The sequence below is a fragment of the uncultured Solobacterium sp. genome (assembly GCF_963517755.1).
Lineage (GTDB): Bacteria > Bacillota_I > Bacilli_A > Erysipelotrichales > Erysipelotrichaceae > Bulleidia.
The window spans coordinates 75,542-91,938 of sequence record NZ_CAUQGG010000008.1 but is presented as its reverse complement, the minus strand read 5'-3'; the positions used below and the strand labels follow the sequence as shown (position 1 = coordinate 91,938).

The 16,397-nt window shown below is 38.7% G+C and carries 14 protein-coding genes; 3 read left to right on the top strand and 11 right to left on the bottom strand.

Going from position 1 to position 16,397, the window contains the following annotated elements; all coding sequences use genetic code 11:
- Positions 1-156: 156 nt before the first annotated feature.
- The 7 genes from rlmD to RWM19_RS06190 all read right to left on the bottom strand — a co-directional run bounded on the left by rlmD (position 157) and on the right by RWM19_RS06190 (position 9,614).
- Positions 157-1,485, bottom strand: a complete 1,329-nt coding sequence (gene rlmD, locus RWM19_RS06220; protein ID WP_313984952.1) for a 23S rRNA (uracil(1939)-C(5))-methyltransferase RlmD — start codon at positions 1,483-1,485, stop codon at positions 157-159.
- A 35-nt stretch (positions 1,486-1,520) separates the two neighbouring features.
- On the bottom strand, positions 1,521-2,204 hold the full coding sequence (locus RWM19_RS06215; protein WP_313984950.1) for a hypothetical protein: 684 nt from the start codon (positions 2,202-2,204) through the stop codon (positions 1,521-1,523).
- Positions 2,205-2,252: 48 nt separating this feature from the next.
- A complete protein-coding gene (gene gatB / locus RWM19_RS06210) occupies positions 2,253-3,686 on the bottom strand; it encodes an Asp-tRNA(Asn)/Glu-tRNA(Gln) amidotransferase subunit GatB (RefSeq protein WP_313984948.1) in 1,434 nt (477 codons plus the stop codon).
- Positions 3,686-5,101, bottom strand: a complete 1,416-nt coding sequence (locus RWM19_RS06205) for an amidase family protein (RefSeq protein ID WP_313984946.1) — start codon at positions 5,099-5,101, stop codon at positions 3,686-3,688. Before RWM19_RS06205 ends, gatB begins: the two co-directional genes overlap by 1 nt.
- Entirely contained in the window at positions 5,101-5,397 is a 297-nt protein-coding gene (gene gatC / locus RWM19_RS06200; protein WP_294023002.1) for an Asp-tRNA(Asn)/Glu-tRNA(Gln) amidotransferase subunit GatC, read from the bottom strand. The genes RWM19_RS06205 and gatC overlap by 1 nt, the downstream gene beginning before the upstream one ends.
- A gap of 61 nt (positions 5,398-5,458) precedes the next feature.
- Positions 5,459-7,435 (bottom strand): NAD-dependent DNA ligase LigA, encoded by a 1,977-nt coding sequence (gene ligA, locus RWM19_RS06195; RefSeq protein ID WP_313984943.1) that lies wholly within the window; start codon positions 7,433-7,435, stop codon positions 5,459-5,461.
- Position 7,436: 1 nt separating this feature from the next.
- On the bottom strand, positions 7,437-9,614 hold the full coding sequence (locus RWM19_RS06190) for a UvrD-helicase domain-containing protein (protein WP_313984940.1): 2,178 nt from the start codon (positions 9,612-9,614) through the stop codon (positions 7,437-7,439).
- 187 nt (positions 9,615-9,801) lie between these two features.
- Between RWM19_RS06190 and RWM19_RS06185 the strand changes: the two genes are divergently transcribed.
- The 3 genes from RWM19_RS06185 to RWM19_RS06175 are packed head-to-tail and all read left to right on the top strand — an operon-like array spanning position 9,802 to position 12,558.
- The gene (locus RWM19_RS06185) at positions 9,802-10,680 is read left to right on the top strand and encodes a class I SAM-dependent methyltransferase (protein WP_294023005.1); all 879 of its coding nucleotides are present in this window, start codon (positions 9,802-9,804) and stop codon (positions 10,678-10,680) included.
- Positions 10,677-11,348: an RluA family pseudouridine synthase gene (locus RWM19_RS06180; RefSeq protein WP_294023006.1), complete on the top strand. Its 672-nt coding sequence runs from the start codon at positions 10,677-10,679 to the stop codon at positions 11,346-11,348. Before RWM19_RS06185 ends, RWM19_RS06180 begins: the two co-directional genes overlap by 4 nt.
- Positions 11,335-12,558, top strand: a complete 1,224-nt coding sequence (locus RWM19_RS06175; protein WP_294023007.1) for a M15 family metallopeptidase — start codon at positions 11,335-11,337, stop codon at positions 12,556-12,558. Before RWM19_RS06180 ends, RWM19_RS06175 begins: the two co-directional genes overlap by 14 nt.
- Before the next feature lie 17 nt (positions 12,559-12,575).
- On the opposite strand, the gene RWM19_RS06170 is transcribed toward RWM19_RS06175, so the two are convergent.
- Genes RWM19_RS06170 through RWM19_RS06155 form a run of 4 tightly spaced genes read right to left on the bottom strand, consistent with a single transcriptional unit; the run spans position 12,576 to position 16,389 of the window.
- The gene (locus RWM19_RS06170) at positions 12,576-13,430 is read right to left on the bottom strand and encodes a patatin family protein (RefSeq protein ID WP_313984934.1); all 855 of its coding nucleotides are present in this window, start codon (positions 13,428-13,430) and stop codon (positions 12,576-12,578) included.
- Between the two features lie 12 nt (positions 13,431-13,442).
- A complete protein-coding gene (cls, locus tag RWM19_RS06165; RefSeq protein ID WP_313984931.1) occupies positions 13,443-14,966 on the bottom strand; it encodes a cardiolipin synthase in 1,524 nt (507 codons plus the stop codon).
- Positions 14,967-15,002: 36 nt separating this feature from the next.
- Positions 15,003-15,446 carry a GNAT family N-acetyltransferase gene (locus RWM19_RS06160; RefSeq protein ID WP_294023010.1) on the bottom strand — a complete coding sequence of 148 codons (444 nt, stop codon included), beginning with the start codon at positions 15,444-15,446 and terminating at the stop codon, positions 15,003-15,005.
- A gap of 10 nt (positions 15,447-15,456) precedes the next feature.
- Positions 15,457-16,389, bottom strand: a complete 933-nt coding sequence (locus RWM19_RS06155) for a glycosyltransferase family 2 protein (protein WP_294023011.1) — start codon at positions 16,387-16,389, stop codon at positions 15,457-15,459.
- Positions 16,390-16,397 lie beyond the last annotated feature (8 nt).

Sequence of the window (16,397 nt, the reverse complement as noted above, 5' to 3'; positions counted from 1 at the left end):
CCACGAACAAAAAGTAGTTCTATAGCCACAACCATCTATTTCCAGTGGTCAGAACCATTGTCAAACACACTAAAAACACAATGTAAGTAAACTGTCCAAACCTCTGCATTTTTCTCTAAACCCTTTGTTATCAAGCCTTTTACACACCTTTTCTTCTTACTTCCTTGACATCAAACACACTGTCTCAACATGCACAGTTTGTGGAAATAGGTCCACTGGTTGTACGAGTTCTAATTTGTAACCATTGTCACTGAGTATCTTTACATCACGTGCGAGTGTTGCTGGATCACAGGATACATAGACTAATCGCTTTGGCGCGATGGTTACGATAGCGTCTATCGTATCTTTTGAACATCCTTTACGTGGTGGGTCGATAATCATTGCGTCTGCTTGTATCTTTGCGTCAATGATTTGTTTTGCTCCTTCCGATGCATCTGCGTTAATAAACTTGATGTTAGTAATATTGTTATTTTCCGCGTTGGTATTCGCATCACGGATTGCGTCTGCGACAATCTCAATGCCATATACTTGCTTGGCTTGTTTTGCGGCAATGATACCCATCGTACCTGTACCACAATACAGATCGATGAGAGTTTCATTACCTGTTAAGCCAGCTAATTCAATCGCTTTAGAATAGAGTTCTCTTGTTGCGTATGGATTAATCTGATAGAACGATCTTGCACTAATTCTAAACGTACAACCGAGTAATTCTTCTTCGATGTAATGTCTTCCTGCTAGTAGGATTTCTTTACCATCAAGAATGACATTGTCCTCTCGTTTATTTACGATAGCGACAAGGCTCTTAATTTGTGGGTAGTTTGCTAGGACATCTTTGATTAATGTATCGCTGTTGTGGAATGGATAGTTTCTTACCACAAGTGCTACCATCACTTCCCCTGTGTTATGTGCATGCTTGATTAATACATGGCGCATATCTTTTCCACATGCAAGCATGTCAAATTGTTTGCGGAAGTAATTTGTAAGTTCATTGGATAAGTCTGTTTGTACATGACACTCATCATATTGCACAATACGGTTGGAATGAGGTGCATAGAAGCCCATTTCTACCTTGTTGTTATTGCATTGTACTGGTATCTGTACCTTATTACGATAGTTCCAATGTGGTTCTACCTTAATAATTGGTTGTACTTCCACATCCATGCCTGCAATCTTATGGAAACAGTCTTTTACTTTGTTTTCTTTCAATATGTTTTGTTCATTACTGTCCATATGTTGGAGTTGGCAACCTCCACATTGTTTATATACAGAACAAATTGGATCAATCCGATGAATTGATGGTTTTAGGATTTTAATAATACGACCGTAACCATAATTCTTCTTCATTTTCGTGATACCAATTTCTGCTTCTTCTCCATTTAGAAGACCCGGCACGAAAATGACGATACCGTTAATACGGGTAACGCCTGCACCATCTTCTGAATAACCTGTCGCTGTTGCGATATATCTCTCGTTTTTTTCCATCATCTTTTACATTCTAAAAAAGGGATATGTTGTATCCCTTATTGTTGCGTCTGCTGTGTTTGTTGTGTTGATTCTGTATTTCCAGTATTCTCTGTGCTTGGCTGTTCTTTCTGAGCCTGTGCTTCAGCAGCTGCAGCAGCTTCTGCCGCTTTTCTAGCTGTTACCGCATCTCTTAAGCTCTGGGCAACTTCCGCATTCTTCGGACTACTTACCAATTGGTATTGTGGTGTGCTCATTGCGGATGTCTTTGTAAAGATACCGTAAATAAAGTTATCTTTATCACGTCCATCTTTCATATTAGATGTATGAATCTCTAAGTCATACATCTTCATATCATTGCCTTGTGAGAAGTATACATTTGGATCTAAGATTGCGACTACTGCTTCATAAGCACGTCCTGTCACATCTTGAACCACTTCTGCTGTTGAATCTTCTGCTACATCAACATATACACGCAATGTCCCAGTTGCTAGATGTACGCTGTGACCTGTTACACCATCGAGTTTACCAACTGCTTCATCAACTTGTTTGAGTTGGTCTTTGGTGATTGCTGGGTTTAAATCATTTTCATAACGGCTACCCAATACTGGTGAGTGGGAATCCATATATGTCGATGCTAGCATCCAGCCAAAGTAAATCGCTGGCGCAAGAATCAATATCAAGCATACTGTAAATACAATATGCACAAGTTTTAATCTGGGTTTTCTGTTTTTCTGTGTCATATTACTCTCCACACTTATTGTATTCTTTTTCCAAGAAATACGCCAGTCTTAATCATGAATGCGTTTTTTGAGCTCTTCTTCTAAGATTTGAGATACCATTCCTGGGTTTGCCTGTCCCTTAGATTTCTTCATGACTTGTCCAACCAAGAAACCTACTGCACGACCCTTACCATTCTTGTAATCTTCGATTGCCTGTGCGTTTGCGTCAAGTACTTCATTTACCATCGCAGTTAACGCTGAACTATCAGAGACTTGTTTCAAACCCTTTTCTTCAGCTGCTACTTCTGGATCTTTTCCTAGCATCAAGTCATCGCATAATTGCTTTGCCTGTGCGGAAGATACCTTACCTTCATCCACTAACGCAATCATCTTTGCAAGCATTTCTGGTTTTAATTCAGATTTCTCAATGCTTGTTTCATGTTTGTTGAGCCATGCGCTTACTTCGCCTAATAGCCAGTTGCACGCAGCCTTCGCATTTGTTGTATACTTCATAACTTCTTCGAAGAACTTAGACATTTCCATATCAGCGATTAAAATGCGAATGTCATGTTCAGTTAATGCGTATTGTTTTGCATAACGTTCTTTTCTCGCTTCTGGAAGCTCTGGCATATGTTCTTGAATATCTTGAATCCAAGATGGATCTAGTTGTATTGGGAAAATATTTGGCTCAGGGAAGAACTTATAATCCACAGAACCTTCCTTACGACGCATCATGACAGTAGTATTTGTCTTTTCGTCGTAACGACGTGTTTCCTGATGAATCACTTCACCTGCTTCTAACAGTTCCTTTTGACGTTGAATTTCATACTCTACAGCTTTACCGACGTGGGAGATAGAGTTTAAGTTCTTAATTTCGTTTTTTACACCTAACTTATCAGAACCCTTTGGTGCGATGGAGACGTTAACGTCACAACGCATGGATCCTTCTTCCATCTTACAATCGGATACACCGATATAGAACAGTGTCTGACGAAGTGCTTCAACGTAAGCTTCCGCTTCTTCTCCTGTCTTCATATCTGGACAAGATACAATTTCAATCAGTGGAGTTCCAGCACGGTTAAAGTCTAATAATGAGAACTTTGTTAGATGGAACTGCTTAGCTGTATCTTCTTCCATGTGAATACGTTCGATACGTATCTTTTTCTTCCCAGTGCTTGTATTAATTTCAATATATCCATTTCTTCCAATTGGATGGAATTGTTGGGTAATTTGGAATCCTTTTGGTAAATCAGAATAGTAATAGTTTTTACGATCAAACTTTACAAGTGGATCAATTTCTAAGTGTAGTGCAGTACATGCTTGAATGGCTTTCTTAACTGCTTCTACATTCACTGATGGAAGTGTTCCTGGATGTCCTAAGTCAATCTCATTAACACAAGTATTTGCTTTACGGCCAAAGGAAGTTGGCGCACCTGAGAACATCTTTGTGTTTGTCTTTAACTGACAGTGAATTTCAATACCTATGGTTGCTTCGTATTCCATTATTTCACCTCCGTCTGCAAATCCTTTAAACCTGTGATATCTTCAATTGCTTTCGCAATTGTAAACATTGTGCTCTCATGCCATGCTGGGCATGTTAGGTTTACACCAATTGGACAACCTTCTTCAAATCCCATTGGGACCGTCATCGATGGATCACCAGAGAAGTTTGCCATTGCCATGTAGTTTTCTGCTACTAAGTAGTCAGTTGATAACTTATCATCATTATTGATTTCATCGATGAATGGTGCGATTGTGCCACTTGCTGGGGCGAGAATACAATCGTATTCTTTAAAGCATTCCTTCATCGCATTAACAATTAAACGTCTAACCTTTTGAGCCTTACGGAAGATACGCTCTTGGTTCGCTTCAAATAAGCCATATGACCCAATAACAAATCTTCTACGAATCAAAGGTCCAAAACCCTTTGTACGCGAATTTGTCATGATTTCTTGCATATCCGCACCATCTTCACGCACACCAAAACGAATACCATCTAGGTTAGAGTGATTGGAAGCTGCTTCACAGTTAGCGATTGTATAGTACGTTGGTAAGATTGCACGCATGAGCTTGTCATCAAAGTGATACATATCTACCACAGCACCTGCTGCCTTAAGCTTTTCTACAAGTTCGTTAAATAGCTTGACTGTTTCCGGATTCGATACGCTATCGACAACGTTTTCAAGTAGCGCAATCTTCTTGCCGCGAATACTGTCATTGAGCGCTTCTGTGTAATGTTCCACTGGACGATTTGAAGATGTAACATCTAAATCATCACGTCCAGCTAATACTTCTAATGTAATGCATGCGTCTTCAACAGATCTTGTAAAGTAGCCTACATGGTCTAATGAAGATGCGTAAGGAATAATACCGTAACGGCTGATTCTTCCATATGTTGGTTTTACACCAACAACACCACAATAAGACGCTGGTTTTCTAACAGAGTCACCTGTATCTGAACCGATTGCCATCGGTACAACACCAGCTGCCACAAGCGCTGCGGAACCACCAGAAGATCCACCTGTCATACGACGTGTATCCCATGGGTTATGTGCTGCACCTGTAAAGCATGTTAAGTTTGTGCCACCCATTGCAAGTTCATCCATAGATGCCTTCGCAATACATACTGCACCAGCTTCACGTAATTTCTTTGTGATTGTCGCATCATAGATTGGGAAGTAATTAGAGAGAATACGTGAACCAGAAGTTGTACGAATTCCCTTTGTATTTACGTTATCTTTAATAGCGATTGGGACACCATGCAGTAAACCACCTTCTGGTAATTGACTTAGTTGTTCCTTTGGATCAACAAATGTGATAACTGCGTTTAGTTTATCTTGTAATTCCTGTGCTTTTGCGTAAGCTTCTTCACAGCGAGCAGTACTATCTGCTGGATGATTTACCATATCTTTAATCATTACTTCACCACCTTTGGTAGGACAAAATGTCCTTCCAATTTCTTCGTTACATTTCTCATCGCATCATCTTGAGAGATCACATGATCTGCTTCATCATGACGGATGTATGTTGTTGGTTCTTCAAACGGATAAATCATTTCTTCTACACCGTCTGTATTAATTTCTTCCATAAGCGCAAACTGTTGTTCAAGTGTTCCAAACTCACCTACAAGTTCGTCTGCCTCTTCATCTGATAGATTAAACATCAGTTGGTTCGCTAACTTTTGGAAGTATTCTCTGTTTTTGTTTTCTACCATGATTTATACCTCATTTCTCGCTGATATATTTTAGCGTTAAATAGCGATTTTATCAATGTTCTCAATCCTTTACAAAGCGAGCAATAAACTCTTCTTCTGAAAGAATTGGAATGTTGAGTTGTTTTGCTTTTGTATTTTTTGATGATGATGAAGTTACATCATTATTAATTAGATAATTGGTTGATTTGGATACAGAACCTGTTACCTTTCCACCCTGTGATTCAATGTAGGACTTTAACTCATTACGATTTGCGTAATGATGTACATCACCTGTCACAACGAAGGTCAATCCTTCACAAAGATTACCACTTGCGACTGTATTGGAACGCTGCACTGTAATTTCATCTAACAGGTCTTCAAGTTGTGCAATATTTTCTGGATCTTTGCACCAACTCACAAAAGCATTGGATTTTTCTGGTCCGATTCCATCGATGGAACTAAATACTTCGGTTGTCTCTGTGTTTCTTGCGATACTAACCAGTTCTCTAAATGGATAGACAGAGAGTAATCGTTTTGCGACATCTTTACCAATTAAAGGAATATTCAGGGCATAAACAAGTTTTGTTTCGTCAATCTCTCTTGCTCGATCGATTGATTCCATGATATTCGCTGCTGACTTTTCACCAAACCCTTCTAAGTCTGTTATTTCTTCGTGATGTTTGGATAAGCGGAAGATATCGCCATATTTTGTAATCCATCCTTCATTGATAAATCTTGCTAGTGTTTGTTCTGAGATACCATCGATATCCATACCTGCCTTTGATACAAAGCGATTGAATTTCTTCAGTTTTTTGGCAGGACAGCTTGGATTTGTACATTTGAGTGTTTCTGTGCCACGCTCACTCATATCCACAATTGTCTTACTATGACATACAGGACAGGTTTCTGGGATATGGAAACTTCCAACCGCATGTTTCACACTGATGACCTTTGGGATGATCTTATTTGCTTTGATGACTTCAAGTTCACTACCTGCACCACCAATCCCTAAACGTTTACACTCACTGATATTACAGAGGGAGGCACGTTTGACGGTTGTACCTTCGATTTCTACTGGTTCAAATACCGCTACTGGTGTAATCGTTGATGCTGCACAAGACCACTCGATATATTCGAGTTTGGAGAGTACAGATTCATCTTGCCACTTAAACGCAAAACCTGCTCTAGTCGCATGGTGTCCTGTTACAGAACCACCTGCTGCAAATTCTGTATCATCATAGACAACGACCAAACCATCCACTGGATATGGATTGATTGCATTTGTAACTTTCTTTGTCCATTTCTCGATTTCTTTGTTGATATTTGCAAGTGTTGGATGTTCAACACACTCACGTTCCACAACTTTAAAGCCTAGCTTCTCCATGTAGTCCATACGCTTGCCCCAAGACCTGATTTCTTCTTCTTTATATACAAGCGTAAATGGAATCCAATGAATCTGACGTTTCTTAACCTCTTCAATATCTTTTAGGGTTAATGAACCGGACGCAAGGTTTCTTGGATTTGCGTAATCTTCGCCAGACTCCATCACAAACTGATTAAAGTCTTCATACGAAATTACCGCTTCGCCACGAATGACAAGATGTCCCTTTTCAGAGATAGTCTGTGGAATTCCATGGATCGCCGTGGACAAATGGGTAATGTTTGTACCAATATGACCATCTCCACGGGTAACGACTTTACTTAACTTTCCGTTATCATATGTCACAACAAGTGTTAAACCATCTAATTTCCAGGAAATCCAGATCGGTTTTCCTTCTGCCCACTTTTCAACTTCTTCTGGTTTTTTCGTTTTCGCAAGTGATAAAGCCAAGAATTCATGAGCCTCTTTTTGACCTGCAGTATGATCACTAGAAACTTTCATCGTTGGCGAATCTTCTAATACAACACCAGTTTCTTCTTCTAATTTTTTCAGACGATCAAATAAGGCATCCCATTCATAGTCAGTCATCTGTTCTGCCTTACCATCATAGTAGGCATCAGCTGCTTGATTTAACTGTGCGACCATCTGTCGCATAAGTTCTAATTTATCTTCGCTCATGTTAACTCCTTAAATCTGTCTTCTTCTTGATACTTGGATGTCCTGCCGCAACCTTCTTGATACCAAATGGATATGGGAATGCAATTTCCGCAATCTCATTTTTGATACTGATGACTAAGCCTTCACCAAACTTTGCGTGAACGACTTTATCACCCTTCTTTAATCCCGAAGGTTTTGCCTTTGCCATCTGTTGTGTAAAGGATGAAGGACTATTATCAAACAATCTTTCTGATAAACGTACTTCTCTTTGGGTGTTACCTGCATGCATACTTGATCCTAGATGTTCAATGTATTCCGCATCGATTTCTTCGATAAAGCGTGAGGTTGTTCGTACGCGCTGCAATATCATAGAGAATCCACCTGCTTCAGTTAGATAGAGTTTATTTCTAGCTCTTGTAAAGGCAACATACGCTAGACGTCTTTCTTCTTCCACCCCACGATGACTTTCATTCACCGCACGTTCGTTGGGGAAGATTCCTTCGTTCATATCTGAGATAAAAACAGTATCGAATTCCAACCCCTTAGCCGCATGAACAGTCATTAACTGTACAAAGTCACTTGCCAGTGTCTCTTCACGGTCACCATAGAGAGATACCAACTGTAAGTATTCATCAAGACTACTTTCTGGATACGTCTCAGAGAATTCTTTGACGTCATCGATTAACTCTTTTAAGTTTTCAATGCGATCTTGTTCCTTGGCTTCCGTTAACATCGCACGATAACCACTTTCTTCGATGATTTGTTCAAATAGCTTGAAGATTTCTACCTCGCCATTATTTGCACGCTTACGCCATGATTCAACCATGTTTACAAAGTTCTCCATTGTTGTTAACATCTTGCCACTAAATAGAGAGCTATCTTTTAATACCTCATACATAGAAGTATTTCTTGCTCGTGCAGTTTCCACAATCAAATCCATCGTCTTATTTCCAATTCCACGCTTTGGACGATTGAGAATACGTTGTAGCGCAAGATCATCTGCTGTCGTTACCATACGTAAGTAACATAGGGCATCTTTAACTTCCTGACGTTCATAGAAGCGTGTACCACCATAGATGATATATGGAATTCTTTCATCAAGTAGTGCTTTTTCTAAGGAACGAGATAAGTAATTAGAACGATATAAAATCGCAATGTCATGATAACTCTTGCCTTCACGATGTAAACTAGAAATCTTCCCTGCAATCCAAGCAGCCTGATATTCATCACTCGCTGCAGAATAGTGGGTAATCTTTTCATCGCTATGACGATTTGTAAATAGTTCTTTATCTACACGATATTTATTATTTTTAATGACAGAGTTTGCACCGTTGAGGATTGCCTCAACAGAACGATAATTTTCATTTAGAATGATTGTCTTAGCTTGTGGATAATCCTTAGCAAAGTTCATGATGATATTTACATCCGCACCACGCCACGTATAGATTGTCTGGTCTGGATCACCTACTACAAGTAGGTTATTATTTGGACCTGTTAATTGGTTAATTAATTCGTATTGTTTTTTATCGATATCCTGGAACTCATCGACAAGGATATAGTTAAAATGTTTTTGCCATTTCTCTAGGATTTCTGGGAATTTAGCAAACATGCGAACAGTCCAAAGAATCAAATCATCAAAATCCAATGCATATAAATCTCTTTGGCGCTTATCATAGAACGTGTATACTTCTGCCTTCACTTTATCCGCATGATAATCACCAGCTAAAACACGAGCTCTTTCTGGTGTAATATCTGCCGTTTTATTATTCGCAATGTAATCTAACATAGAACTATAGGAATAGGTTGTCGCATCAATTCCCTGTAACTTGTAAGCTTCCTTGAGTACAGATTTTTGGTCTTCCGTATCCATGATAGTAAAGTTACGTGGATATCCCATCGCAATAATATCTTCGCGTAGAATGCGTACACATAAGGAATGTATGGTACTTACCCATGGTGCACTTGTCTGACTAGCAAGCATATTACGAACACGTTCTTTCATTTCATTCGCTGCTTTGTTGGTAAATGTAATTGCCAAAATCTTTGTTGGCCAAACATTTTTATCTTCAATCAAATGCACAATGCGCATCGTTAAAACTCTCGTCTTACCTGAACCTGCACCCGCAATAATTCTCAGGTACTTTTCTTTAGATAAGACCGCATCTTTTTGGTTTTCATTTAAACTATTTATATCAATCATCGCTACATACTCCACATTCTACATTTCTTCATCATTACATTTTCGAAATTCATTTCCGATAAGTTCTATTATACCATTGAGTACCGACTATGAGGCGCTGTAGCACAATGTAAATATATTATTTTCTTTTCTGAAACCCCTAAGGAAAGCGTGCAGTTCATGGTATAATGAGCAAAGAGGTAACCCCATGTCAAGAATAGCAAATCAATGGAAAGATTATACCTGCTTTGATGCAGGAAATGGCGAGAAATTAGAGCAGTGGAAAGGCATCGTTTTAAGACGTCCTGACCCACAAGCAATCTGGCCAGCAAATCAGAATACAAGTCTTTGGCAAGAGACAGATGCCATCTACCACCGCTCTGATAAAGGTGGTGGGCATTGGGAGTATCGCAAAAAACTTCCAGAGTCATGGACAATCAATTATAGAGATCTAACATTCAAGGTATCCCCAACCGGTTTTAAACATACTGGCTTATTCCCTGAACAAGCAGTGAATTGGGATTGGATGTCTGATTTAATCAAGAAATATCCAAATGAAGAGATACGTGTTCTCAATCTTTTCGCTTATACTGGCGGTGCCACAATGGCATGTGCGAAAGCTGGTGCTGCTGAAGTGGTACACGTTGACGCTTCTAAAGGTATGGTTCAATGGGCAAAGGAAAACCGTGACTTGTGTGGTCTTCAAAATAATAAGATTCGTTTCATTGTAGATGATTGCTTGAAATTCGTTGAACGTGAAAAACGTCGCGGTCATACTTATCACGGAATCTTAATGGATCCACCTTCCTATGGAAGAGGTCCAAATGGTGAAATGTGGAAGTTTGAAAAAGAAGTCACAAAGCTCATTCAAGCTTGTACAGAGATTCTTGATGACAATGCCCTATTCTTCTTAATCAACAGCTATACAACTGGTTTCTCTTCCATTGTTTTAGATAACACACTTCGTACAATGATTTTGCCAGATCATCCAAATGGTATTGTGGAAACAGGCGAAATTGCCCTTCCAATCGCAAATCGTGACTTATTACTACCATGCGGCATCTATGGCAGCTGGCAGAGAAAATGATTAACGTCCTCTACGAAGATAACCACGTCTTGTGCGTGGAGAAACCAATCAATATCCCTGTCATGGAAGATGATTCTCACGACATGGATTTATTAACCATGTGTAAAGAATATCTCAAAGAGAAATATCAAAAACCAGGTAACGTATATTGTGGTCTTGTACATCGTTTAGATCGTCCCGTTGGTGGTGTGATGGTATTTGCAAAAACCTCCAAAGCAGCTTCACGTTTATCCGAAGCTGTTCGAACCCATCAACTCAAGAAAGAATACCTCGCAATTCTCGATGGTATTCCTACAAAGAAGGTAGATACATTCGAAGATTACCTATCCAAGGATACGCGTACCAATACCGTCAGTGTAACTGACGCAAAACATGGGAAGAAATGTCATCTATCCTATCAAGTCATTAACCAAAAAGGTAAGAAGTCTCTTGTACATATCGTACTTGGTACAGGTCGATCCCATCAGATTCGCGTTCAATTCGCTAGTCGCAAATTACCGCTCATTCATGATCAGCGTTACAACCCACATACAACAAAAGGTCCGATTGGGTTATATGCATTCCGCTTAACATTCCCACATCCAACCTTAAAAACACCTATCGTAGTACAAGCAACCCCTTCTCAATCAATATGGAAAGAATTTGAGGTGAACTATGACAAATTATAATAAAAATCCCCAAAGAGTATCGCACAGTAGCGGTACAATCAATCCACCAAAAAAACGTAGAAAACCAAGACGCCATATTCGTCCTGAAATTTTGATAGGACTTGTGATTGTACTTTGTATTCTGGTAACTGCGCTGGTATTACCAAACCTGATTACCAATTCAAAGTTAAAGGGACTCGGTTATACAAATACCCAAATCAAAGAAATTAAACACGAAAAACTTACAAAAGAAATCTTAGATAATAAATACTACTCTGTCTCACTTGCGAATGCACTAGATAAAAAGTCAGTCAATTCAGATTATCTAGAACTGTATACATCTATAAAAGATAATCGTGCACTAACGGCAGAAGATTTCTTACTTGTAAGTCGCCTTAAGGATAAGGGATATGAACAAGCACAGATTCTCAATCTCTTTAAGAATTTAGAGTATTGGGAAATTACACCACTACTTGTATTCGATTATCAATGGGATGAAAAAGTATATATCGATGATTGTGTTCTACATCGTGATACAAACTCCAAAGATTCCTTCACTTTATCAAACACGTTCATTGTGCCAAATACGGAGAATATCATATCCGACCCTTCTTCTATCACTGTTCTTGTAAATCAGAAGAATAATCTACCTGCAGAATACGCACCAGAAGATCTACAGACAATCGATCTTCAATACGCATCGCAAGGTGTACAGTTACGTGCAGAAGCAGCTAAGAACTTTGAAGCGCTTTCTGCCGCAAGTATCCAAAACAAAGTTCCGTTCTTTGCGTCAACAGGATATGTATCCTATCAGGCATTAAAGGATATCTACAGTTCCTATAACGCAGATGTCGCAAACTTATATGCGGATGTCCCTGGACAATCCGAACAACAAACTGGCTACGCTGCAGATGTAAGTCCTACATATGAAGGTGGTGCCTTCTCACAGACAAACACCTATCAATGGCTCAAAGAACACGCAGCAGAATATGGATTCATCTTACGTTATCCAGTCTCAAAGGCAGCCATTACTGGCAATAAGTCTGAAACAAACCAGCTTCGTTACCTTGGAAAGTCATTAGCCAAGGCAATCGTTGACTCGAATCTTACTTATGATGAGTATTACTCCTTGTATATCGCAAGTTGGGCTGATGAGAAAAACATGCCAAAGGACAATGTATTAAGTGCTACAAATTATCAAAAATACCTAAATGAAAAGTCCGATGATTAGTCGGACTTTTTTATCACTTATTTCTGTAAGAACTTTAGAATTTCTTCGCGTCTAGCTTCCATATCGTTGTAACCAAGTTCATATAATGCCTTTGTCTTTTCAACATCACCCTTATAGCGAGATACCCTGATATTCTGTGATGGTAGGATATGTACTGCTTTACCCTGTTCTACTTGTTGGTTGATAATTTCAACTTGATGATAATAATTTAAATGACGAACATGATAGTCCTTAGCAATTTGCGGATACTTATGATAGATAATGCGCATTAAGAATTCCACAATTCTATTTGCTGGCTTGCGAACATAGTCCTTTGGCTTTGTAGTAATGATAAGTGTCTTTGTACAACCTTGTTCTAAAGCACGTTCAATAGGAATCATCTTTGTAATACCACCATCAAGTAATTTCTTACCACGATAGTTTACAATCGCGGAAGCGATTGGAAGTGCACAACTACCTAATAATACATGCATACTATCATCCATTTCATCAATGCCATAGTAAACAGTCTTGCCTTCATCTAACACATAACAACCCACTTCGATATTTGCTTTTTGATCTAACAGTGGCTGGATTGTCATATGTGCTTCTTTCTTTAATACATCATTGAATAGATGATTATATGCCACAAAATGACCTTCTTTTAACAACGCCTTGAAACCAACGATATCTGGTGCGATGGAGTATTTTGTTGCTAAATCATAAGCAATCTTTGTTTCACCCTGCCAATACAGTGCTAGATATACCGAACCACTCGAAATACCAACACCATAATCAAATGTAATATTGTTATCGTTTAACCACTTTACGGCACCTGCAGTATACGCTCCACGGATACCGCCACCTTCCAATACTAAACCAATCTTTTCCATATAACCTCTTTTTTATACTAATGGGATAAATACATTTAGAACCGCTCTAAATACCTTTACGATCCATACTGTATCACGCACCTCTTCATATGTAACTTCTTGTGATACTTCAAGTGCTTCTAAGAAATTCTCTTTCATCTTATATACAGAATCTGTATCATACATCACCACACCATTTTCAAAGTGTAGGAAGTAACTACGATAGTCTGTATTCGCTGTACCCACGATACCAAATTTATCATCAGCCACCATATTCTTGGCATGATTGAAGCCTAGTGTATACTCATAGATTTTAACACCATTTGAAATTAAATCGAAATAATGACCTCGTGTAATCTGGAATACAAACTTTTTGTCTGGGATATGTGGTGTTAAAATACGCACATCCACACCATTCTTCGCAGCCATCTTCAGCGCAGTCTTCATAGACTCCGTCAAGATTAAGTAAGGCGCATCGATATAGATATATTCCTTTGCATGTTGAATCATATTTAGGTGTACATTTAACGCAAATGGCTCTTCATCTGTAGGGGTATCAGAATATGGTTGATAGAACCCCTTCGCATTTTCAGGATATTCATATAACAAATGATATTGTTCATAATCAATACTATCATTTGTGCCACGAACATAGGTATACATCCCTAAAAACATACATGTAAAGGACCAAACCGCATCACCCTCAATCATGATGGCGCTATCCTTCCAATAACCAAAGCGGCGATGACGATTGATATATTCATCTGAGATATTTACACCACCTGTAAAGGCAACACGGTTATCTACCACCGTAATCTTACGGTGGTCACGGTTATTCATAAGAGCTGCTAAAGATGGACGTATCTTATTGAAACGATAGGTTTCAATTCCACGTTTTTGAAGTTGTTTATCAAAGTGAATTGGGATATCCAAGGCTCCAAAGTCATCATAGATCATGATAACTTTGACACCCTGTTGAACCTTTTCCTCAAGTAACGCAACTAAATCATCTAACATCCAACCTTGATTAATAATGAAATATTCCAAAAAGATAAAATGCTTTGCGCTAGAAAGCTCTTTTTTAAATACTGGGTACCATTCTTCACCACTCTTGAAATAGGTGCTTGTTGTGTGTTCATAAACTGGAAATCCACCACCGCGAATCCCATAACGGAAGATCTGTTTTGCATCTTCATCGTGGATATCATCAAGTATCGATTCATCTGGTTTGATTAGATCTGAAAGGGAACGTGTTGCACGTACGGTTCCATGATGTAGTTTTTTCGGTACCTTACGGTTTCCGGTAATAAGATAGAGTGGAACTCCAATCACTGGTGCAGCTAAAACCAATAATAACCAACCAATCTTATACGATGGATCGTTTCTTCGATTGATAATATAGATTGCGATAATCAGCGCTAAGATATCAAGCACTGGCATTGCAGTTCCATAAGTTGTAGAACCATAAAACAGTATTACAAAAAATCCCAACTGTAATAGGAGCAGTGGAATCACTACCATTAACCGACCTGTCAGTATTCGCCATAATTTCTTCATAAAAGTATTATACCAAACTCCGTTTCATTCTCTAAATTAGAGTGTCAATAAATAGATATTCTTAACTTTCTCTCCACGTCGATACAGCCAATGATGTTTGGGAACATTCACCGTCTGTAGTAGTTCTGCGTGTAGAGATTGTATTGTCTTATCACTTGCGATATTATCAGGTGAACATGTGATAATCACTTTACGAAAGTGATATTCCTCTTTTGCGATTTGTAGCAGTAGCTTACATGCATGATAGGCATAGTGATGACCACGAAATCCTTCGTAGATACGATAGCCTATATTTCCTGCATAGTATAATTCTTCATCCATGCCTAGTCGTAAATCACATTCCCCAATACACTCATACTCTCCATGATGATAAATGCTATAGACGATTGATTTTGGGGAACGATTAAAAAATGAAACTGGAATCACTTCCCGAATCCTCAAATCGACACTCTCCGATTCATATAGCTGTTTCTTTATCATTACAAGTTTCCTATAGTTTTTCTTTTACGATATATACTGGACGATTCTTTACTTCCATATATGTCTTTGCTAGGTATTGGCCAATCACACCAATGGACAATAGTTGTAGTCCAGATGCTAGTAAGATAATACATACCAGTGATGGCCAACCAGCAGTTGGATCACCAAATATTAACTTACGAATTACCACAAATATAATCATCAAAAACGAAATCAAACAAAATAGTACTCCCACAAAAGAAGACATGGATAATAGTGCTGTAGAATATGCGGTTAGACCGTCAAATGCGTATTTCCATAACTGCCAAAATGACCACTTGGTTTGACCGTATTTACGCTGTACATTTTCATATGCAACCCACTTCGTGTTAAAACCAACCCAACTAAAGATCCCTTTTGAGAAGCGATTCTTTTCTGTAACAGAAAGAACAGCTTCCACAACGCGCGTATTCATAACACGATAGTCTCTTGCGCCATCCATTACTTTTGCCTGTGAGAAACAATTTAAGATTTTATAGAATAATTTCGCAAACCAAGAACGGATACGTGGTTCTCCTTTGCGTGCAGTACGTCTAGCAACGACTTGATCAGCACCCGCAAAAATCTCATCAATCATCTGCGGTAGTAGTGATGGTGGATCTTGCAAGTCCACATCCATAATCGCAACTAAGTTTCCTGAGGCATGTTGTAGGCCTGCATAGATTGCGGCTTCCTTACCAAAATTACGAGAAAATGAGAGGAGTTTTACACGCTTATCCTTTTGGTGTAAGTTCTTGATTTCTGTAACAGTTCCATCTGTTGAACCATCATCTACGAAAATCAATTGATACATGATTGCATGTTTCAAAAAGTAAGCATCATTCTTACAGAATTCTTCATAGAAATATCTGATATTTTCTTCTTCGTTATAACACGGAATAATTACAGTTAATAATTTCGGCATAATACTTC